15 protein-coding genes are annotated in these 21,606 nt (G+C 46.0%); 7 read left to right on the top strand and 8 right to left on the bottom strand.

Annotated features, from left to right (window positions below; genetic code table 11):
- Positions 1 to 316 precede the first annotated feature (316 nt).
- The 3 genes from QZ918_RS29275 (at position 317) to QZ918_RS29265 (ending at position 2,058) form a co-directional block, all read left to right on the top strand.
- A complete protein-coding gene (locus QZ918_RS29275; RefSeq protein WP_363318764.1) occupies positions 317 to 568 on the top strand; it encodes a redoxin domain-containing protein in 252 nt (83 codons plus the stop codon).
- 69 nt (positions 569 to 637) lie between these two features.
- Complete coding sequence (locus QZ918_RS29270; RefSeq protein ID WP_293152256.1) at positions 638 to 1,093, top strand: NUDIX hydrolase; 456 nt, start codon at positions 638 to 640, stop codon at positions 1,091 to 1,093.
- Between the two features lie 158 nt (positions 1,094 to 1,251).
- Positions 1,252 to 2,058, top strand: coding sequence for an alpha/beta fold hydrolase (locus QZ918_RS29265; RefSeq protein ID WP_293341646.1), 807 nt, complete (start codon positions 1,252 to 1,254; stop codon positions 2,056 to 2,058).
- 534 nt (positions 2,059 to 2,592) lie between these two features.
- On the opposite strand, the gene QZ918_RS29260 is transcribed toward QZ918_RS29265, so the two are convergent.
- On the bottom strand, positions 2,593 to 3,492 hold the full coding sequence (locus QZ918_RS29260; protein ID WP_293341643.1) for a pantothenate kinase: 900 nt from the start codon (positions 3,490 to 3,492) through the stop codon (positions 2,593 to 2,595).
- A gap of 318 nt (positions 3,493 to 3,810) precedes the next feature.
- Between QZ918_RS29260 and QZ918_RS29255 the strand changes: the two genes are divergently transcribed.
- The 3 genes from QZ918_RS29255 (at position 3,811) to QZ918_RS29245 (ending at position 10,497) form a co-directional block, all read left to right on the top strand.
- Positions 3,811 to 5,910, top strand: coding sequence for a GAF domain-containing sensor histidine kinase (locus tag QZ918_RS29255; protein ID WP_293341640.1), 2,100 nt, complete (start codon positions 3,811 to 3,813; stop codon positions 5,908 to 5,910).
- Between the two features lie 693 nt (positions 5,911 to 6,603).
- Positions 6,604 to 8,331 (top strand): diflavin flavoprotein, encoded by a 1,728-nt coding sequence (locus QZ918_RS29250; protein WP_293341636.1) that lies wholly within the window; start codon positions 6,604 to 6,606, stop codon positions 8,329 to 8,331.
- Positions 8,332 to 8,751: 420 nt separating this feature from the next.
- Entirely contained in the window at positions 8,752 to 10,497 is a 1,746-nt protein-coding gene (locus QZ918_RS29245) for a diflavin flavoprotein (protein WP_293341633.1), read from the top strand.
- 157 nt (positions 10,498 to 10,654) lie between these two features.
- On the opposite strand, the gene QZ918_RS29240 is transcribed toward QZ918_RS29245, so the two are convergent.
- From QZ918_RS29240 to QZ918_RS29230, 3 genes are all read right to left on the bottom strand, one after another.
- Positions 10,655 to 12,106, bottom strand: coding sequence for a HAMP domain-containing methyl-accepting chemotaxis protein (locus QZ918_RS29240; RefSeq protein ID WP_293341630.1), 1,452 nt, complete (start codon positions 12,104 to 12,106; stop codon positions 10,655 to 10,657).
- A gap of 521 nt (positions 12,107 to 12,627) precedes the next feature.
- A complete protein-coding gene (pgsA, locus tag QZ918_RS29235; protein WP_293341627.1) occupies positions 12,628 to 13,146 on the bottom strand; it encodes a CDP-diacylglycerol--glycerol-3-phosphate 3-phosphatidyltransferase in 519 nt (172 codons plus the stop codon).
- Positions 13,147 to 13,748: 602 nt separating this feature from the next.
- Positions 13,749 to 14,414: a sugar transferase gene (locus tag QZ918_RS29230; protein WP_293341624.1), complete on the bottom strand. Its 666-nt coding sequence runs from the start codon at positions 14,412 to 14,414 to the stop codon at positions 13,749 to 13,751.
- 433 nt (positions 14,415 to 14,847) lie between these two features.
- Here QZ918_RS29230 and QZ918_RS29225 point away from each other — a divergent pair, with 433 nt between their 5' ends.
- Complete coding sequence (locus QZ918_RS29225; protein ID WP_293341621.1) at positions 14,848 to 15,111, top strand: hypothetical protein; 264 nt, start codon at positions 14,848 to 14,850, stop codon at positions 15,109 to 15,111.
- On the opposite strand, the gene QZ918_RS29220 is transcribed toward QZ918_RS29225, so the two are convergent.
- The 4 genes from QZ918_RS29220 to QZ918_RS29205 form a co-directional block, all read right to left on the bottom strand.
- Positions 15,070 to 19,362, bottom strand: a complete 4,293-nt coding sequence (locus tag QZ918_RS29220; RefSeq protein ID WP_293341618.1) for an acetate and sugar kinases/Hsc70/actin family protein — start codon at positions 19,360 to 19,362, stop codon at positions 15,070 to 15,072. The two genes, QZ918_RS29225 and QZ918_RS29220, sit on opposite strands and share 42 nt — an antisense overlap.
- 184 nt (positions 19,363 to 19,546) lie before the next feature.
- Positions 19,547 to 20,710, bottom strand: a complete 1,164-nt coding sequence (locus QZ918_RS29215) for an RNA-guided endonuclease InsQ/TnpB family protein (protein WP_293341648.1) — start codon at positions 20,708 to 20,710, stop codon at positions 19,547 to 19,549.
- The gene (locus QZ918_RS29210) at positions 20,619 to 21,194 is read right to left on the bottom strand and encodes an IS607 family transposase (RefSeq protein ID WP_293152287.1); all 576 of its coding nucleotides are present in this window, start codon (positions 21,192 to 21,194) and stop codon (positions 20,619 to 20,621) included. The genes QZ918_RS29215 and QZ918_RS29210 overlap by 92 nt, the downstream gene beginning before the upstream one ends.
- A gap of 246 nt (positions 21,195 to 21,440) precedes the next feature.
- Positions 21,441 to 21,572 (bottom strand): hypothetical protein, encoded by a 132-nt coding sequence (locus tag QZ918_RS29205; RefSeq protein ID WP_293341615.1) that lies wholly within the window; start codon positions 21,570 to 21,572, stop codon positions 21,441 to 21,443.
- Positions 21,573 to 21,606: the final 34 nt, after the last annotated feature.

Below are 21,606 nucleotides of genomic sequence, written 5' to 3'. Positions count from 1 at the left end.
GTGTCAACGCTTACGGCTTTAAGCTCTGCTAACTCGCCAATGCTAATCAGTCTATCCATTGATTTACCTAGAATCTAACTACTAAATCCTAGGTAAATCTAGGTAAATCGTCAACAGTCGTCAACCCCGTTTAGCTTGGTTTTCGCGTAGGGGGATAATGGTCAAGTTTATGCAATTATACCAAAGAATTTGCTGGTTTCCTCATCCACCCCGACGCTGTTCCACGTTCCGAAGAGGAATTTGACTCGCAAGAGTGGAATCGTCAACTCGCACGCATTCATCCCGACGCGAGGCTACGCTCCTGGCGCGGGGATGAATGCTGCTGAAAGCTAAATATCAACTGCCTTTTCCCTTGCTGTGCGACTCAAACGCCGAAGTGGCAACCGCTTACGGTTGTTACGGACTCAAAAAATTTATGGGCAAAGAATTTATGGGCATTACTCGATCGACCTTCGCGATCGACCCTGATGGTAGGATTGAAACTGTTTGGCGCAAAGTCAAACCAGAATCTCACGCAGTGGAGATTTTAGGAGAATTGTCGGATATTTTGCCTGAAAGAAGAATATAATAATTCTGACCCCAAATCTGCGAGATAGCAGGTCTAAAATTACTTTCCCCTAAACAAACTTTTGAGTGTATGCGTAGATTGTGGCAATTTGTACAGACTGTGCTGGGTCTGATTTTTCGACATCCCGTCACTGGTACCGCCGTGATTCCTGTGTTACCTGACGGGAGAATAGTGTTAATTCGACGCCGCGACAACGGTCGCTGGGCACTTCCGGGAGGTATGGTGGATTGGGGAGAGGATATTCCGACAACAGTGCGCCGAGAATTGGCGGAGGAAACAGGACTCGATTTAGTCAAAATTCGTCGCTTGGTGGGCGTTTATTCGGCTGCCGATAGAGACCCTCGCTTGCACTCGATTTGTATAGTGGTGGAAGCAGAGGTGCAGGGCAAGATGCAAGTTCAGGATTCGCTTGAAATCAGCGAGGTGGAAGCTTTTTTGCCGACAGCGCTGCCGGAAGACCAGCTTAGCCATGATAATGGCGAGCACTTGCATAACTATTTTCAAGGCCTGACAACTTTAGCGTAAATTCTCAGGGCATCTACATTTGAGCAACGTTGGGAATTACCTCACCTTAACAAGCTACCTTTTATTAGTAGGGAATTAATTTTTAATGTTTCCATGCTTTAATTTATGATATCTGAACATTAATTTAATAATCTTTTTATTGCTGAATATTAAACCGGATGTACTCACCGTTACGCAATTCTCGGGTCAAACTCTCTTTAGGACACATTTTCTGGCGCGAAGTCGGCAGAGGCCCAAATTTAGTATTTTTGCATGGTTCTTGGGGCGACGGCAGTCAGTGGCTGCGGACGATCGAGCTTTTGAGCCCGGACTTCCAATGCTTCGCACCAGATTTGCTGGGCTTTGGCGACTCGGAACACCCAAATGTTAATTATTCGATCGATCTGGAAGTAGAATGTCTCGCCCAATACCTCGATGCTTTGAACCTGCAAGAGGTTTATTTAATTGGTGACTCTTTGGGCGGCTGGGTGGCTGCTAGCTATGCCATCAAATATCCCGATCGAGTTCAGGGTTTAGTGTTATTAGCCCCAGAAGGCGTCAAGGCTGGCAACCAGGGGGGGCGGTGGCAGACGGCTAGCTGGCTGATCGCTCAACCTCCGTTGGCATACTGGTTGTTGCGATCGATCTATCCAATTGCTAAGTTGCTGGGGGGTCAAAAGCAGATTGACAGACTGCTAAACTTGAGACAGCAGTTGATGCAGTCCCCAGTTGCCGTGCAGTTGCTGTTCGGGCGGCGGCGGCCTGAAATTATAGCAGAGTTAGTTGATGAGAATTTGGCCTTGCTGAAAGCGCCTGTTTTGGTTTTGCAAGGTTCTGAAGATACCCCCGCAGCTTTGTCTCTGTGTCAATCCTATGCTGCTCTGGCTCCTAATGCCGAACTGGAATCTGTCAGTCCGGGAGACAGCAATTTGCCACAGGAAGTCCCGGATATTGTTGCTCGCTATATTCGCCAGTTTGCTAAATGAATTGATAATTGGTCATTAGTCATTAGTCATTAGTCATTAGTCATTGGTCATTAGTTAGCCAACAGTCACCTTTCAAAAAGGTATGTTGTTGCGCTTGAGCGCTCTTTATTAGTCATTAGGAATGAGAATTAAATAACTTACAATTTCATGCTTCTTGTGGGATAGGCTTTTATAGCCCGTCCAGAAAAGACGGGTTATAAAGGCTCATCCCAATTTCAAAAGTGTAAATTATTTAATTTGCGATCCTTAGTGATTAGTTAGCCAACTGTCAACTGTCTACTGTCACCTTTCAAAAAGGTATGTTGTTGCGCTTTAGCGCTCTTTATCCTCGATCTGCAAGAGCGCTGAAGCGCAACAACGTACCTAAGAATAAAGCCTGTTTTAGTCGCCGTCAACATTTAACAAACTCATATAAATTCAAAAAAAATACAACTGTATGCCCCTGTTTGAAACCTTTACGGAATCAATCATTACCAATTCTTCAACATCAAATCTCAATCAATTGGTCAATCCCCCAATCCCTCAATCTAAAATCTAAAATGCTATGATTCCCCAAAAAATAGCCTCTGGTGCGTCAATTACCGAGGAAGCCGTATTGGGAAATAGTGCGGTGAGGTATTTCAATAACAAAATGCGATCGCCCCCCGTGAGTGCAATTTGGGTATTCGGAAACAACCTCCGCCAATCTTCAATAAAATCCCTAACTCCTGCCACCGCCGCATATACAACCCCGCTTTGAATTGCCCCAGCAGTATCTGTAGCCCAGCGATGCGGCAGATTTTCTGGTAAGCCTACTGAGGGCAATGCAGCAGTCTTTTTTCCTAACGAGGACAACTGCAAACCCAAACCCGGTAAGATGGCACCCCCGACTAAATACCTATTGACATTAGCCCCAGTAAATGTTAAAGCTGTACCAGCATCTATAAGTAAAATTGGCCAACCAAATTGGTTGCCAGCACCCAGTAAAGCTAAAGCTCTGTCAATTCCCAGGGTAGGATAGAGTCCCCCGATCGGTAACTGGTCTAAAGTAATAATTCGGACTTCAGGATAACTCTGCCAAATTGCTGTTTGCTGGGGAACTACTGAGGCCAAAACTAAAGGTAGCGGCACTACAGAAAGTGTCTGAGGACTAGACACAGCGGGAGTAGCAGGAAGATCGAGCAGATTTTGAGCCGATATTTGCTCGATCGACCTCATCACCGTTTCCACCAAATATTCCGCTTTTTCTGCCTCACAGAGCCGGGAAACAGCATCAGCTTTGAGATGCTCAGTATCCCATGTTCTCTCCAAAGTTCTGCCCGTAAATAATCCCCAGTGCAATCGCGAATTGCCGATCGCCAAAGCTATTTTAACCAGGCTTTTACCTGCCAATCCAGCGATCGGGTTGTCGGTGCCAGATCCCGGGCAAAAATTGTCGGCAATTGAATTTTCCATGTTTATCGATCGATCGCGCCCAAGCAGTATCACTATAGATAGATTTTAGATTAATTTTATTCGCTTAGGGGGACGGTTAACTCTAATTGACATCTGACGAAAAAGATGGCGCGTGCCTCATTAGTATTGTCGGCTGCTGAGCCATAATTATTATTGATAAATATTTGTAAAGCAAATAATTGCAATGCTCGGGATATATCATTTATAATGTTTTAATATCGTTCTAAATTTGTGGTAGCGACGATCGGCTGGTGGCGGGGTAAGCAAATGTGTAAAAAACCAGAGTCTATCAAAATACTGTACAAGTGCTGAGTAAATATGTCTTTAAAAATACAACAACCAGAAACCCCCTGGCAGAGACTGACTGCGCGGTTGCCTGAATCAGGTAACTGGAATCAAGAAGAAGGTCTTTTGCTGCCGGAAGTAGACCAACAAAAAGCTATCATCGTGCAGATGCAGCAGCAAGTTCAACTATCAAACTTGCTCAACGAAATTAATAACGAAATTCGCAGCACCCTTGATATAGAACAGATTTTAACATCGGCCTGCCGGTTGCTGGGGCAAGCGCTACATTGCAGCCGCGCGAGTATTTTAGTCAAAGAATCTAATGCAGAAAAAACGTTAGTGACGCGGGGAGAGTACAACGCGGGAGACTATCCCATACAACTGGGGATGAAAGTACCGATTACTGACAACCCACACTTGGCCGCAGTCGTTTCCCAGCAAGAGTCCCTAGCATTGACGAAGTTTCTGGATTTTCCGGGGTTAAATGCACAAACCCGTAAAATTGCCGAGGTTTTGGAAATTAAGTCAATGCTGGCAGTCGCTACTCGCTATCAAGGTGAAGTGAATGGCATAATTGGCTTGCATCAGTGCGATCGCGAACGGGAATGGACTGATTGGGAACGGCAACTATTAGAAGGGGTAGCATCGCAATTGGCGATCGCGATCAATCAAGCCAAACTCTACAGCAAAACCTGCCGTCAAGCCGAACGAGAATCTCTGCTGCGACTGATTGGCAACCAAATTCGCAGTACCCTGGATCTGGGAACTATCCTGCAAACAGCGGTGAGAGAAGTCCGCCAATTGTTGCAGTGCGATCGGGTAATTATCTATCAGTTTCAAGACAACTGGCAGGGAACAGTTGTCGTTGAAGATATGACAGTTCCTTGGCCTTCAATTTTAGGAGATATGGGGGCAGATAAGTGTTTTAGGGGAAATTACGCCGATCTTTACCAGCAAGGGCGAGTCAAAGCAATTAATGATATTTTTCAGGCCGGTTTAGAGCCTTGTCACGTTGATTTTTTAGACAGCTTGCAGGTAAAAGCTAATCTGATCGTACCGATTGTTACATCCCAAAACGAAGACCATTCACTTTCTACAGACATAAATTCTCCTGTAAAATTTCCCGGTAAACTGTGGGGTTTGTTGATTGCTCACGAGTGTCACGATACCCGAAATTGGCAGCGCCAAGAAATGGAGTTGCTGTCGCAGCTAGCCGATCAAATGGCGATCGCGATTCAGCAAGCAGAACTTTACAGCCAAGTCCGAGAAGCGGCAGTCAAATCTCAAGCTCAAACCCAGCAATTGCAAGCAGCCCTCCAAGAATTGCGATCGACACAGCAGCAATTGATTCAAAGCGAAAAAATGTCTGGTTTGGGGCAAATGGTAGCGGGAATTGCTCACGAAATCAACAACGCTAACAATTTCATCCACGCTAACTTGTTTCACGCTCAAGAATATTTTAAAGTCTTAAACGAAGCTCTAGAATTGTGCGGGAATGCCTGCCCAGAAGCAGCGGAGGCACTTGTCAAAATCAATGAAGAACTAGAACTCGATTACGTTCGAGATGACTTTGGCAAAATGCTCAATTCGATGCGGGAAGGCAGTGGCAGGATTCGATCGATCGTGATGACGCTGCGAAATTTTTCTCGCTTAGATCGCGCAGAATTTCAAGCTGTGGATTTGCATGAAGGTTTGGAAAGCAGTTTATTGATGCTGCAACATAAACTCAAATCAAATATCAAAATTGAAAAACAATACGGAAATCTGCCGAGAGTCAAATGTCATCCCGGTCAAATCAACCAAGTATTTTATAATTTGATGGACAATGCCTTAGATGCGATCGACTCAGCCGACAAACCCGGAGAATTAACAATCCGCAGTTGGCTAAGCGAGCCGGACTGGGTAACAATCTCTGTGCGCGATACGGGAAGTGGCATTCCGGCGCAGATTCAAGACAAGATTTTCGATCCGTTTTTTACGACTAAACCTGTGGGGAAAGGTACGGGCTTAGGACTTTCGGTGTGCTATCAGGTAATTGTACAAGCTCACGGCGGCCGGATTCGGTGCGTCAGTCAGGTGGGCGAAGGAACTGAGTTGATTGTAGAGTTACCGCTGACGAATCGGAAGAATTGAATAGCAAGAAATATAGGAAGAAACCGGGTTTCTGAGTTCTGGGTGCGTCCAATTTCTTTTAGGGCTTGCTGAATATAAAGTATAAAGTTTGCCAGAGCAGGCGTTCAAGATTTCTTGGCTCTATCTAAGTGCAAGTTATAGGATTATAGAGGCTCAAAACCCTTCCAATGAAAGTTGTTAGTTTCTGGATAAATTTGGGATTTTAGCAATAAACCTATTATTTTTTAACCTGAGTTCGGGTTAATTTTTGGACGCTTGGCGGTTAGAAACCGCAGCTATACAGACAAAGTGTGCCCCCGCACACTCTTCTGCAGGCCTCAAAATCTAGTCTGCTCCCGTCAGATCGAGTCTGTGTAGCCACGAATTCCATTCGCCAAGGCACATTCAATGATTTCTTATCCCGAACTCAGGTTTTTTAAGGTGTGTAGCCTCGTTTTTCCACTACGCATACTTTTTCAGCAATCCATAAAATAAATCAGATTTGGTGAAATGGGGATTTTGTCAAGACCTAATTTGTGGATTTTTCTCAAAATGGTCGTGAAGCGAAGCTATCCCGTAGGGAATCGCCTAACTCAAACATTAATAACTTTGAAGTTACTTAACAGCGTCATAAGAAATTTTATGAAGATTTACAAAAGAAACGTGTCAGAATGGAAACAATAAGGTAATGGATAACAGACAAGGAGGCAGAGTATGGTAGCCCTGACTGAACGAGTCCAACGCAGATTGACGGTGGAAAAGGTCGAAATTGCCTCAGATACAACGGCAATTCGATGCCTGGACTGGGATAGAGACCGTTTTGACATCGAATTCGGGCTCAAAAACGGTACAACTTACAACTCTTTCATCATTCGTGGCGAAAAAACTGCCCTCGTAGATACCTCGCACGAGAAGTTTCGCCAGCAATATATGGAAACTCTGACGGGGGAAATTGACCCGAAAGAGATTGATTATCTAATTATCAGCCACACTGAACCAGACCACAGCGGTTTGGTTAAGGATGTGCTGGCTTTGGCACCCCAGGCGATTGTCGTGGGGGCGAAAGTAGCAATTCAATTTTTAGAAAACCTGATACATCAGCCTTTTGAGCGACTTGTCGTGAAAAATGGGGACAAACTAGATTTAGGAAATGGCCACGTTATCGAATTTGTGTCGGCGCCGAATTTGCACTGGCCGGATACTATTTTCAGTTACGATAGCAAAACTCAGGTGATGTTCACCTGCGATGCTTTCGGGATGCACTACTGTTCTGACAGTACCTATGATGACGATTTAGCGGCGGTTGAGGAGGATTATCACTTTTATTATGAGTGTTTGATGGCTCCGAATGCTCGATCGGTACTGAGTGCAATGAAGCGGATGGCCGAGTTGGGAGAAATCGGTACGGTGGCAACCGGTCACGGGCCGCTGCTCAGGTACAATGTGGTGGAACTTACCGGACGTTACAAAAAGTGGAGCCAAGAACAAGCTAAGGCAGAAACCACTGTAGCGGTATTCTACACTTCTGATTACGGATTTAGCGATCGACTCAGCCAGGCGATCGCCCACGGGATTACCAAAACTGGTGTCGCCGTAGAAATGATGGACTTGAAAACCGCCGACTTACAAGAAGTGCGGGAACTTGTCGGTACTGCTGCGGGGATTGTGATTTGTTCGCCACCGAGTAATGGGGCTGCTGCGGAGAATGCCGAAGCTGCTATCAACACAATTTTAGTTGCAGCTAACAACAAACAATCCTTCGGTTTGTGCGAATCCGGCGGCGGCGATGACGCATCGATTTATCCGCTGCGAAACAAGTTCAAAGAGTTGGGTTTGAAAGAAGCATTTCCCAACATTTTGATTAAAGAAGTGCCGACGGAAGCGATTTATCAAGTTTGCGACGAAGCGGGTACTGACTTGGGACAGTGGCTGTCGCGGGACAAGGCTGTCAAACAGATGAAATCCCTGGATAGCGATGTTGATAAAGCTTTGGGACGTATCAGCGGCGGATTGTACATTATTACGGCTCAAAAAGGCGAGGTTAGCAGTGCAATGTTGGCTTCTTGGGTGACGCAGGCCAGCTTTAAACCGTTGGGTTTAACTATAGCAGTTGCCAAGGATCGGGCGATCGAATCGATGATGCACGCAGGTGATAAATTTGTACTTAACGTGCTCGAAGAAGGCAATTATCAAAGCTTGATGAAGCACTTTTTGAAGCGTTTTGCCCCAGGTGCCGATCGATTTGCCGGAGTTAAAACTCAACCTGCTACCAACGGTTCTCCGATTTTGACCGATGCTTTGGCTTACATGGAATGCGAAGTGGTCAGCCGGATGGAACTTTCGGATCATCATATCGTATATGCGACGGTAGATAGCGGTCGCGTATCCAATCCCGAAGCACTGCCGGCAGTTCACCACCGCAAAGTTGGAAATCACTATTAGTCAGTTGACAGTTGTCAGTTGATAGTTGTCAGTTGATAGTTGATAGTTGTCAGTTGATAGTTAACAAGTTGTAGGGGCGGTGGATGGTGCGGGCCCGCCCTCTTATACCAATTTAATGGGTCGTTGCATATATCCCGATCCCCCTAAATCCCCCTTAAGAAGGGGGACTTTGAGCGGAATCTTGTTCCCCCCTTATTAAGGGGGGTTAGGGGGGATCGGATTTCGGAATTCGGGAGCAGCCTCATAAATTAGTAAGGTGCGTCAACCGAAGTTTTATTCGACTCAATCATCGACTATCTGCTGACGCACCCTACATTATTTCTTCCTTTCTTCCTCTGCGTCCTCTGCGGTTAATAAAAAAGCTCATTCACAAAATCAACAGTTTCCCCCTAGCAAACTTAATATAGATAGGTGCAATCAATGACCAATACTTTGACTCCCAGACTCGGATCTAATACCAAACCCCGCGACGTACAGTTTATTCCAATTGCCACCGATACCGCAGCAGTGCGATCGCGCACTTGGGACAGACTCAAATTTGAAGTAGAATATTCCCTGCAAAGGGGGACAACAGCCAACAGCTATCTCATTCAAGCAGACAAAACTGCTTTGTTCGATCCGCCTGGGGAATCTTTTACCCAAAATTATCTGGAATCTTTGCAGAAACGGGTGGACTTGAGAACGCTGGATTACATAATTTTGGGGCATTTCAATGCTAACAGATCCGTCACGATCAAAGCTTTGTTAGAATTGGCTCCGCAAGTAGCTTTTGTTTGCACGAATCCGGCGGCAATTGGTTTGCGATCGGCTTTTCCCGAACAAGAGTTAAACATTATGATCGTTCGGGGTGAAGAAACTCTCGATTTAGGTAAAGGTCACAAATTAAAATTCCTGGCAACTCCGACTCCGCGCTGGCCTGATGAACTTTGCACCTACGATCCGCAAACTCGCATCGTGTTCACTGACAAGTTTTTTGGTTCTCACGTTTGCAGCGATCAAGTATTTGATGAAGGCTGGAGCGTTTACAGCGAAGATCGGCGCTATTATTACGATTCCCTGCACGCATCTCAGGCGAAACAAGTGCTGACAGCAATGGATAAATTAGCTGATTTGCCAACAGCATTTTATGCTCCGGGTCACGGCCCGATCGTCCGTTACGGCCTCCACGAATTGAGCAATTTGTATCGGGAATGGAGCCAACAACAAAATTCAAAAGACTTGACAGTTGCTTTGATTTATGCTTCGGCTTACGGCAATACTGCTACTTTGGCGCAGGCGATCGCCAAAGGGATTACGAAGGCCGGTGTTGCTGTAGAAAGCATCAATTGCGAATTTGCCGAACCGGGAGAAATTCAAGAGGCGATCGAGAAATGCGCCGGATTTATCATCGGTACTCCGACGCTAGCCGGACACGCGCCGACGCAAATTCAAACGGCTTTGGGAGTTGTGTTGTCTACAGCAACTAAGAGCAAATTAGCGGGGGTTTTCGGTTCTTTTGGCTGGAGTGGCGAGGCGATCGACCTAGTGGAAGGTAAGCTGAAAGATGCTGGCTATCGGATTGGATTTGAGCCGATTCGAGCCAAGTTTAAGCCGACGGCGGCGACAATTCACGAGTGCAAAGAAGCGGGAACGGATTTTGCTCAAGCTTTGATTAAGTCGCAAAAATTGCGGGCGCCGAAAGCGCAGTTGACGGCTGGGAGCGATCGCACGGAACAAGCTGTAGGAAGATTGGTAGGTTCGCTGTGCGTACTGTCAGCGCGACGCGGGGATGTCACGAGTGCGATGTTGGCTTCGTGGGTATCGCAAGCCACGTTTAGCCCTCCGGGTTTGACGATTGCGGTGGCTAAAGATCGATCGATCGAAGCTTTGATGTACGCCGGAGATAAATTTGTGCTCAATATCTTAGCAGAAGGGCGACAGTTGCGGAAGTATTTCATGAAAAACTTTGCTCCCGGAGAAGACAGATTTGCCGGAGTTGAAACAACAGAAGCTAGCAACGGCTGTCCGGTTTTGACTGATGCTTTAGCTTATCTCGAATGCGAAGTTATGGGTCGGATGGAATGCGGCGATCACTGGGTGGTTTATGCGGCGGTTGAAAGCGGTCATTTGTTGAAAAATGACGGGGTGACAGCCGTACACTACCGGAAATCTGGGAGTCATTATTAAGCTGCATTAGGTACGTTGTTGGGCTTTAGCCCTCTTTCATAAGACTAGCAAAGAGGGCTAAAGCCCAACAACATACCTTAGCCAGCCTTTTGGTAGTTTTATATATGCTATCCTGACAATTAAACCGCACCTTACAGCTTTTTACTTCTTTCTTCTACTAAGCCATTTTATTTAGTTCTGCTGCGGTTTGGTTGAGCAGTTCCGTACTGACTTTAACTTGAGCAAGGCTACTAGCAGTTTCTGTTGCTCCTAAGTTAACATGGTTCATTGCTGCGAGCACTTGTTCAATTGCGATCGCCTGTTGGTTAGCATTCAGAGCAATTTGTTGATTGTTCAAAAATACCTTATCTACCGCCTCTGCCACACCGGCAAAAATTTCTGTTGTCCCCCTGGCTTGTATAATTCCTTGTGCTGCGGTTTTTGCACCTTCATCCGTTACCGTCACCGTGTAGCCGATCGCAACTTGAATTTCTTTAGTTAGAACATTAATTTTATCAGCCGATTGTTTGCTTTCATCAGCTAGTCGCCTAATTTCTGTCGCTACTACAGCAAAACCCTTGCCATTTTCCCCAGCACGCACTGCTTCCACAGCGGCATTAAGAGCTAGCATATTTGTTTGGTTGGCGAGATCGGCTACCAGGTCAGAAATCCCACTAATTTTAACAGTATTTTCGTTCAAGTATGTAATCTGTTTGGCGATCGCATCTACTTTTTCTTGCAGAGTTACGATTCCCTTCATCGTCTTTTCTACAGATTCATTTCCAGACTCAGCTAGGGTTAGTGCTTGATGGGACGAGACTGCTGATGCTTCTGCTTGCTTGGCTGACATGGACGATGCAACACTTAACTCGTTCATCGTCGCAGTTGTTTGATTCACAGCATTAACTTGCTGAGATATCGTGTATTCTTGCCGATCGACTGCGGCAGTAATTTGCATGGAAGAAGAAACAATCTTTTTGACAGATTCCACTATCGGGTTAACAATATCGCGGCTGACGATCGCAGTCAAGACTGCTGCAGACAACAAAGCAAAACTCAGAGTACAGACTAGCAAAACTGTCAAACCCTGAATATTGGCTTCAATTTCCTGATGTTTTGTTTCGCCAACTTTTCGCTGGAGTTGGATTAGTGTTGAAAAAGCCTGAACTGTTTCGGCACCAAAAGGAGTTGTCGTAGCTGCGCGATACTCTTCTGCTTCCTTCAGTTTACCTGCTTGCTGCAACTCAAACCACTTAGGTCTGGCCGCAATATACCTTTGATAAGCATCTTGCACCTTACCGAAAGCAACTTGCTCTTCTGGGGTGAGTTCGCCTTTAGCATATTCTCGCAGGTTATCGTCAATTATTTTGTATAATTGTGGCTCTTCGGTCAAAATGTCCGATCGCTTGGATGGTAAAACGATAAACTGTGGGAAGCCGTAACGCAGCTTCCATAAAGCTGACTCTGAGTTGGCTAGAGCCACCGTCCCCTTAACTTGATATGCGTACAATTTCTCCGCATCTTGTGCTAATTCCACAGTGTTCCGCCAACCCACAAATCCGACAACTGCGAGTAAAGCAGTCAAAGCTCCAAAGCTAGCCAACAATTTAGCCCGAATTCCTAAGTTCATTGTTTTTGCTAATTTGCAATAGAGTGTTTCCTAGCAGGGCTATTAATAGCAGTTATGGACGCACCAACATTCAATAGACTTGCATGGCATTCATTAGCTCGCTTTTCTTTGAATTATCTGCGTTTATCTGCGTCGATCTGCCTTACATCTGCGGTTGACTGATATGTTAACCGCAGATACAATTCCAGTCTAGTCAACTACTGTTTCAATTGTGGCGATCGCAATCCAGGATATTTTTTGGTCAATCCTGGACGCAAGAACGCCACAGATTGGCTCTTCCCACATTGGACGCCCTCAGTTTTTACTTGTTTTTATAGAGCTATTCAGCTATAAATTATACTTTTATACCGCGTGTTAAGTAATGAAAAACTTTTTGAAAGGCATAATTTATTACTTTAAGCATGGATTATTCTCTGTAATTATACTGTGTGAGCTTAAACGCATGGGGAATGTGCGCTCTTAAGCACGGGAATTTGCCCTACAATTTCCAATTTGTATTGCAACAAATAAGTGGCTTATGCTTACTTTTCCTCAGCAGTCTTGGACGGCCAGAGATAGATAGCGCCAGAAATTAAAGTTAAACCCACAGAAACCCAAAACGCAATTAATGCCGGAACTTTCCAGTCTTCGGAGAGGGGAGCGATTAAAAGTGCGATCGCCACAATCTGACTCACCGTCTTCAACTTGCCCCAAATATTAGCTCCCGAAATCGTAGTTTTATTAACACGCCACCCCGCAATTGTCAACTCCCGCCCCAAAATTAAAAACACTGCCCAAGCCGGGACTTTACCCAACTCAATCAATACTAAAAGCGGCGCGAGTACCAACAATTTATCCACCAAAGGGTCGAGAAACTTGCCCAAATCGGTAATTTGGTTCAGCTTTCTAGCCAAATACCCGTCCAGCCAATCAGTAGCCGCCGCTACCACAAAAATCGCCGTACAAATCCAACGGCTTTGCGCGCTTGAATCGTACAAACCGTAGAGCAGAAACGGCACTCCCAGCAAGCGAGAAAAAGTAATCAAATTAGGCAAATTCATAAGACAGTTAATAGTTGACAGTTGACAGTTGACAGTTGACAGTTAATAGTTGTAGGGGCAGTGGATGGTGCGGGCCTGCCCTCTTAGTTGACAGTTGACAGTTGATATCAAATCCGATTGCATTGTCATATATTCATCTCTATCTTTTCTCTCTGCGCCCTCTGCGCTCTCTGTGGTTAAATCATTCCGACCCATACAACCGAAAACGATATGACAGTGGATCTGGGAGAGTTGTAGGGGCGGTGCCCCCGTGCCCGCCCTCTTATGACAGTTGACAGTTGATATATAGCAATCCTCGCATCATTTGCATAATTTTTGTAGGGGTTCTTGAATAACCCGGTTGCCTCCATAGATAAGGGGTAGGCACGGGGGCGCTACCCCTACAACTCTTCATGAATCGTTTAGGATTGCTATAGTTGACAGTTGACCGAAATCAGAAAGATGAATGAATAGAAAAAATTAAGGGCAAGCTTTTTAAAGCTTGCCCTTAATTTAGCATTTTTTGGTAGCTGTTTAACTTTGAGCAAAACAGCTTTTAACTTAATATTCATCTAATCGAAGCTCACAAAAAACAACCCAAAACAACCGATCGACTAAATCGATTAACACGCACCCTGTTTATTCAATACAACCCAAATAGTTTTGCAAATCAGGCTGATGTCGTAGACAACAGACCACTTGCGCTGATAGTCTAGATCCATGCGGACAATATCGTCAAATTCTTTAACTCCAGAGCGTCCGTTGACTTGCCACTCCCCAGTCAGACCGGGTTTGACATTTAAACGCTGCCAGTGAAAATCGCCGTAGCCTGCGACCTCATCGGGAGTTGGTGGTCGAGTTCCCACCAAACTCATGTCCCCGACTAGCACGTTCCAGAATTGAGGCAACTCGTCCAAGCTCGTGCACCGCAAAAAGCGGCCGATGCGGGTAATTCGCGGGTCATTGTCATTCTTGAAAATGTGACCTTTGGCTTGGTTGGTAACTAGATGTTTGAGATTTTCTGCACCTACAACCATCGATCGAAATTTCCAGATTCTGAAATGCCGCCCTTTGAAGCCACAGCGAACCTGACTGTAGAGCAGCGGGCCAGGACTGTCCAAAAACATCACTACCGCTACGGGCACGGCCACCGCCACAGCAATTGCCAGTCCTAGCAACGATCCCAAAATATCGATCGACCGCTTGACCTTACTTGTTACGGATAGGTGAAGTGGTTGTTTTGATACACAAACTCTGTAAGTAGATTTCCGAATAGATAACGAAAGCATTTCTGATAACACTGATAATTTAGAAGCACCCATCACAAATTTCATCTTAATTTGTCTCAAGATTTAACACGATCTCACGTCTATCTTATGAAACTCTCCCGATCGCGAGAAGAGGAACTCCAGGGCTTTGCACAATCTTTAAAAAGCTGCTACTCTTTTATAAAGTTTCTGTATATTTATTTTAAAAATGTATAAATTTTAGGTAAAATTAACTAGATTCAACAAAAAAAGTGAGTTTTTGAGCGCCACAAACCCGGTTTTTATAAGCAATATTCGGGAAGAAAAGGAGAATTCGCCTCAGAAAACCGATTTTTTGCAGTTTACCAGAAAGAATCGGTTGAAAGCCCCAAGCAAGCCTTCGAGGGAGAAAATAAAATCAGACTATCGCTCTTTAATCACTCTAAGAAAGTAAAAATCTGACCATAATTTGATAATGCTAATCTGGCATGGCTTTGTGGAACGATTTTCTAACACCTTGCTGGCTTTGGGAGCATTTGGCAAGAGATCCTTTGCTGTCGTGTCTTCGAGAATTTACTCTCATGAAAGTGACAAAAGAGCGCTATTCATTACTCCAATCCTCGGACTTCTAGGTAGAGGTCGCTCTCCTTCGGTCAAGCTGTCAACTGTCAACTGTCAACTGTCAACTGTCAACTGTTTACCGATCGATATCCGTGGGAATATCCCAAGCAATTGTTAGTGGCTCCAACAATTTTTGCTGGCTGCTAGAGGCAAGTTTGCCTAAATATTCGCGAACAACAGAGGCGTGTTCCACATTCAAACGATAACCCCGCGAAACATCTTCAAAGAAAAGCGGCTCCGCCAAAATTGCTTGCCAATCCGGATTTTGCCTCGACTCCTCGGCTAGCAGCATAAAATCTTCCTCCTCTGGCAAAAGCCCCGCCGGCAATCTTCCTTCCAAAATCCCCAGAATTCGGGGCTTGCAGGTGCGGGTGTTCACGCCCTGACGTTCGAGCAACTGCAAAATTTCCTCAAAGCTCAGAGTTTTTGGGCCCAAAATCTGCATTAATTCCCACAGCAGAAAAAAGTCGCTGTACTGTTGCTGTCGCACATCCAAAATTTGAGGATAGAGAGCTAAACTTGCCAACCCGCAGGCAACTTGACCGCTTTTTTTTGAAGAGTTTGTGCTTTGAAATACGGAATTTGAGGCAAAATTGTAAATTTCCGAAATATCTCGATCGCTCTCCAATTCGCGATCTTGAACCACGATCGCATTCGGCAGCTTTTGCCGCAACCAGCGGGCGATCGCAGGCCAACCACCCATGCCCCCAGTACAAATCGCCTGATTGATTAGGGCCGGCGACATTCCCGCACGGCTGAGTAAAGCATTCAATTCACGATTCAATTGCTGTACAAAAGGCACTAAAACTAAACTTTCCAAATCTCGACGCTTCACTTCCCAATGCTGCTGGTCAATATCAAAAGCAAAACTTTCTTGATGTTGCAAAATAACTTTCAAATGCCTTGCCACTTCTAACAATTGCAGACCAAAATCTGAACCTTGCAACCGCTGCTGTAATTGATAGCGACTCGGTAAATCTGGATGACCAGGACGCGGCAAATCGATCGACATTCCCCAAGTTTCATTCTTAGCCAACAACTGACAAATAATATCCTGATCGAAAGCATTGCCAGCCGCATCAAAACTTTGGCAAGTAAAATCAGCACGAGTTAAATTTTGAAGATTTTCCGGCAACTCAACTACAGCTAATTCCACCGTGGCAGCCCCCGCATTCACAATCAAAGTTCCCCCACTAAAAGAGGAAGGATTGACAGTTAGCGGTGCAGCTTCTGCGAGGGAGCTTTCAATAGTATCCACCGCCACAGATTGCACTTCTGTGGCATTTTTCATAGGAGTTACAGCAGCAACCAAAGTGGCGATCGCATCGGGAACCACAAAAATTTGCGCCCCCGAAGCCACCAGATCCGCGCCCAAAACAGCCTCCCGCAGGTTAAACCCATAGGCCTGAGACCAGCTCGCTGGAGTCCCCAAAATCACACCCTGCAAGTCTTGCAGCGCCGCATCCAGAATTTCTGGCGTCAGTCCCGAAGCTTTGCAGATTAAATTAGGAATTGGCCAGAGATCGGAATTCGCCTCGTGCAATTTTTGCTCCTGGTGCTTCCGATTCAAAGTAGCCAGCAGCGCCCGCACAGCGTGCAGCGGTAGGGCGATCGACACAGCCCGATCGGATGACCACTGCAACAGCGGTTCGTACATCCCACCAGCTTCCCGCTGATAAGGAATGCCCACCTTTAAAGGCAATTTAAAATTTTGCAATAAAAATTCTCCCGCACGCAAATCCAACTGCGGGGATCCCACCGACTTGACTGTCACCTGCGGGCCGCTGGTGGCGGTTGGGGCTGCTTCCTCGATCGCCGCAACTGAGGGAATCCGAAAGCTCGCGCTGGCTGCGGAAACCTCAGCCTGGGCTGTTTCCCAGTAAATTGGGTGCAACTGGCCGCTGGCGCGATCGAGCAAAGCGGCCGACAGCCCGCTGGAACCAAAATCAAGGCCCAAATACCAGCGAGAATTCGGGCGTTTTTGGGATGGAGAGGATGAAGGGGCGATCGCACCTGGAACAGAATGCAGCGCTGACTCTTGCTGCTGCCCAACACCAAATTCCCTAGATTCGGTTATCTCCTCAACAACCCCGGCTTTACTCTGTCTGGAAATTAGGTTTTTTTTTTGACTTTTTGGAGGATTTGACGGCAGTTCCTCGGTTTCCGGAGTTTGGGCCACTTCTGGATCGGTATCCTTCAAACTCGCCAAAATCTCGTCTAGCGTCAAATTCGATTCATCTTCACCAGCAAACAAATCATCCTCAAGTTCATCCTCCAAAACAAAGGGTTCATCTTCCGATGCAAGTTCCAACTCATCGGAGAACAAATCCTCCAGCGATCCGAGTTCGTCCTCCGCCGCTTCGGCAAAGGGATTGTCTGCACCGCCGTCGGGGGAACTCGCCAATAAATCCAAGTTGTTAGAAGCACTTGAAGTCGATCGCCTTGGAGCATTACGATCCGAACCCTCGAGATTGTAGAGGTCTGCCTCCAACAGTTCCATCGTACTCACATCCAACTTGAGAGCTCGATCGAGGTCATCTTCTAATGCCTCAACCGGCAGCAAATCCTCCTCCGGCGAAGCTTGGATGTAAACATCGTTGAGCCCTTGGGACGAGCTTCCAAAATCTCCAGTTTGAACATCACGGGCACTGGGTACGCGGGGGTTCCTGGGTTGGTTCGAGCTAATTCGATCGCCCGCGCTCGAAGTCGGGGGCTGAGGCTCAGGATGTGGCCCCGGCACAGCAGCAGTGTCGAAATGCTCGCCTAGGTTTTGAGCCATTTCTAGATTTTCTCGATCGTCCAAGTCAAGTTGAGGCTCGATCGAACTTAAGGCTGACGGTTCTGAAACTTCAGCTACTGTTGTAACTTGCGGTTCAAATAAATCCTCAGTATCTAAAGTTAGAGTCTCTACAGAATTACCGATTGCAAATTCTGAATCTTCATCTGCTAGAACATCTTCCAGCGATTCGCCTTCATCCAGTAGATTTGCAAACAAATCTTCCGCAGAATTTAGGGGTTCTGTAGTTTCACCTTCTGCCACTGGTGGAGATAGTACTGCTTCTATTCCGGCAGCATTTTCCGTATTTTCGATCGTAAAATCTTCCAGTTCTAATTCTAGTTCTGCGACTGTTTCTCCCGCGAACAAACTAGCGTACAAATCCTCAACATTTTCGTCATTTTCTGCTAATAAATTTTCCGAATCAGCACCCTCCAAGCGAGTTACCTGTGGAGGGATTTCCGGTGAAGAACCGAACAAATTATCTTCCAAATCCGGAAGCGAGAGAGGGGTTTCAATGCGATCGCGATCGCGCCTCAACTTTCCGAATTGCGAAGAAATTTCTGTCCCGGCGTAGGGCAATCTGTCTTGTTCTCCGAGTTCGCCACTGTGCTCTTCACTTTCGGCATCGGCTGATGAGTGAATCTTGGTATTTGAGAAGCCACCAGTAGCAACAGAGCGATCGGATGCGGTTGGGGATCCTGTTTCGACATTTGCCAGGGCGATCGGCTGCTGCACGTAGGAAGAAGCTTCTCGTCCCAACTGTGCGACCAAGTGGTTGACAAAAGTTGCGAACATTGCCTCGCTCTGCTGGCTCAAACCATGCATATTTTCAAGTCCTTGGGACAAGGAAGCTTGATAGCTTTGCAGATTTGCTTCCAAAGCCTCGAACACGATACCCATCGTAGAATCGAGCCTCATCAGCAGACTGTCAGCACTAGCTTGGAACCGTTGCATTTGCTCCAATCTCTGAGCCGGTGTTAGCAGCGGGAGTTCTTCTGAGGTTTGTGCGGTTAAAGCCGATTGCTGCGATTGTGCGCCAGTGCTTGGTAATAATTGATTTTCTAGGCCGCCCAAAATTTGGGATAAATCGCGATCCAAAGTTTCTTCCAAGCGCCCCGTCAGTACCTGCAAGAATTCAGAAATGATTTGCTGTTGGTTTGCTTGTTGCTGAGCTAGGGATTGTTGTTGCTGCCGTTTTGCTTCTAGCTGTTTGATTTCTTGAATGAGGGCTTGTTGCTCTTGTCGCAGAGCTACTATTTCTTCTTGGAGCGGCCCCGTCAAACCCGATCGCAGGTTGGTGATTTCCTCGGTGACGGCAAGCATAATTTGCTCTGTTGCTGAGGGGCGATCGATCCTCGGGGGCATTTTGGGTACTGGAACTGGTTCCGGGCGGACAGTTGGGCTGGCGGGCCCCTTGCGGGCAGTTACCTTTGACTCTGAGGAAACCAGATAAGTGCGAACTCGCTCTAAAAGCTGGCGCTGGTGGACAGTATCGATCGAACCCGTCCAAGGCAAGCGGGGTGCGGGCTTGCTGAGTACCTCATCAATCTCAGCAATCAGTGCTTGAATTTTGTACTTCTGAGAATTCAAGGGCGGAACCTCTGGGAATGCGGCTAGAGAGAAATTTTAATTGAAAAAAGATTGAAATCAAGCGGCAGCTATGCCAATAGATAGAATCATCTGAATGCGAGTCGGTCAATAATTGACTAATATTTGCTGACAACTTTGAATTAACCGATACTTTTTTGCTAATATTTACTAACAAACACACAAGCTAAACAGCCCAAAAACTGTGTAACCAAGGCGTATCAACCAATGCCCGAAGGAAGATCCCACGATCGCCATTTAGATCCCGGTTCATCTGATTCCCATCAGAATCTTTAATCGTTCTGCTACCACCAATCTTTTTGACCTCTCCAGTCCATGAAACAGTCTTTGAAGTGTAGGCTTCATTAATAGAAGTTAAAGCAACTTTGCCCTGCTCCCAAGCTTTCCACTCTAGATGCTTTTTGAACTGATAATGACTCAAAGTCAGCATTTGACGAACAGTTTTAGAGCGAATCTTGCGACGTGACTTGCTCACCATCTGAGAAGACTCAAATGATGGAAGTAAGATCGCGTCAAAATTATCAACTAAAAACTTAGCAGTCTTCTGATGCAACTCTTTGACAAGATGTTGAATCCTAGACTTCAATCTGTCCGCTACTTTGTTGAATCTTTTGCGTTGTCTGCTAGAGGCTTTACTCATTCTTGAAATCAACTTATCGACGCGGAAACACAGTTTTTGAATCCACAGATTAGAATCATTCCCAAGCCATCCATAGGATGACTCAGAAAAGAAAGTCATGAACGTTCTAACACCGGGGTCTAAGGCAACCACGCGACCTTGGTTATCGGTCTGACGTGGCTGCACTTCTTCAGATACAACAATGTAATACTCGCCATAGGCAAGGGTTAATCGTCCGTCGCTGAAGTCTTTGGGTAATGCCTCTTTCAGCTTTGACCAACCCAATTTTGTGTAATAAATTCCTTTCGTCCCAATGGCGGACTTCGGAATACAAATAGACTGTTTTGTATTTTTTCGACTGCGAAAAAATTTGCAACTACAAATCTTTCCAGTTTTCTTGAAATCTGCTTTGGCTTTTTTGACAGCCACACAAGCATCTTTAATGGCAATAGATTTTATTTGAAACGGTACTGGTTTTGCCCAATCAGGCAGCCCATTGAGTATTTGCGTTTTAATTGACATCCAATTGGCTTTGGTGCCTGGTTGCTGCAAGTATTTGATAGTTGTGTTGTAGACATAACGACTAACTCCCAACCATTGCTTGAGTATTGCCTTTTGTTCAGGGCTTAGGAATAGTCGGATCTTCTTTGATTTTCTGGCTGTAGATTCTGAGGCCGTGCATTCGGCAACTAAAGACGTGAAGGATGGCAAGAAGATCGGCTGTAAGTTCGGATTCGCTCGCGTGAACAGGATTTGAGAGAACCACGATTTCTCCACCGTTTTGTTTTGCCATGAACTCGAAAAGTTCAAATCCGAATCTGCACAATCTGTCTCGACAGGTAACAACAACCGTGAGCTTATCCCCGCGCATAAATCTGACCAGTAAGGCTTGCAGTCCTTTTCTTTTGAAGTTAAGTCCAGAGCCAATGTCTTGGATGATTTCCGAGTCTGGGTATCGCTGTCGCATGAATTCGACTTGTCTAGCAAGGTCATCTTTTTGCTTGGCACTACTGACTCGACAGTAGCAGATGACTGAACAGATTTTTCCATTGGATTGGTAAGACTCAACGTCGTAGAGGCGCTGCCCTGCTCCATTTTTGATTGATTTAATCTGTCCTTCATCTGCGTACTTCCTCAAGGTGTTTGGATGCAAGCCTAGGAATTCGACTGCTTTTCTAAGTGGTATGTATGCCATTCACCAAAGATACTGCATCTGGCAGCATATGTGAATGATTGTTAGAAAATCAACTACTGTATGTCAACCTTTTGCTTTTGCCTTCGGTTGACTTCTATTGCCATGATAGGTTAGGCGGTACTTCCGCATCAAATGCCCGCTTCTGTTGACTGCAAGTCCTCTCAAATTCTGCGACTGCTTTCCTGGTTTCCGGACACACACAGGCTATACCCGAAGACGGATAGTCGCGCGCGAACTGCCAGTGCCTCACCCATAACCCGGAGTTGGCGTCGGTGGCTGGGTGCCAGTCTGCTTCGTAAAACTTACCCAAACTTGACTAAAGTTATCTTTAATCTCTTGTTCGGCGTTTACTTCCTGCGCTGTTGAGTGGTCGGCCATCCCAAGATCAGCAGGCTATCCCCCTCAAGCCGAG

It is taken from the genome of Microcoleus sp. CAWBG58, assembly GCF_020883045.1.
GTDB lineage: Bacteria > Cyanobacteriota > Cyanobacteriia > Cyanobacteriales > Microcoleaceae > Microcoleus.
The sequence above is the reverse complement of the archived record's forward strand: the minus strand, read 5'-3'. Positions and strand labels throughout refer to the sequence as shown.

Excerpts from the sequence above, each read along its gene's own strand:
- QZ918_RS29210 (WP_293152287.1), bottom strand. The coding sequence starts at position 21,194 with ATGGCATACATACCACTTAGAAAAGCAGTCGAATTCCTAGGCTTGCAT.
- QZ918_RS29245 (WP_293341633.1), top strand. The coding sequence starts at position 8,752 with ATGACCAATACTTTGACTCCCAGACTCGGATCTAATACCAAACCCCGC.
- pgsA (WP_293341627.1), bottom strand. The coding sequence starts at position 13,146 with ATGAATTTGCCTAATTTGATTACTTTTTCTCGCTTGCTGGGAGTGCCG.
- QZ918_RS29270 (WP_293152256.1), top strand. The coding sequence starts at position 638 with ATGCGTAGATTGTGGCAATTTGTACAGACTGTGCTGGGTCTGATTTTT.
- QZ918_RS29255 (WP_293341640.1), top strand. The coding sequence starts at position 3,811 with ATGTCTTTAAAAATACAACAACCAGAAACCCCCTGGCAGAGACTGACT.
- QZ918_RS29250 (WP_293341636.1), top strand. The coding sequence starts at position 6,604 with ATGGTAGCCCTGACTGAACGAGTCCAACGCAGATTGACGGTGGAAAAG.
- QZ918_RS29205 (WP_293341615.1), bottom strand. The coding sequence starts at position 21,572 with ATGGCCGACCACTCAACAGCGCAGGAAGTAAACGCCGAACAAGAGATT.
- QZ918_RS29230 (WP_293341624.1), bottom strand. The coding sequence starts at position 14,414 with ATGCTTTCGTTATCTATTCGGAAATCTACTTACAGAGTTTGTGTATCA.
- QZ918_RS29275 (WP_363318764.1), top strand. The coding sequence starts at position 317 with ATGCTGCTGAAAGCTAAATATCAACTGCCTTTTCCCTTGCTGTGCGAC.
- QZ918_RS29260 (WP_293341643.1), bottom strand. The coding sequence starts at position 3,492 with ATGGAAAATTCAATTGCCGACAATTTTTGCCCGGGATCTGGCACCGAC.
- QZ918_RS29225 (WP_293341621.1), top strand. The coding sequence starts at position 14,848 with ATGCTAATCTGGCATGGCTTTGTGGAACGATTTTCTAACACCTTGCTG.
- QZ918_RS29265 (WP_293341646.1), top strand. The coding sequence starts at position 1,252 with ATGTACTCACCGTTACGCAATTCTCGGGTCAAACTCTCTTTAGGACAC.
- QZ918_RS29240 (WP_293341630.1), bottom strand. The coding sequence starts at position 12,106 with ATGAACTTAGGAATTCGGGCTAAATTGTTGGCTAGCTTTGGAGCTTTG.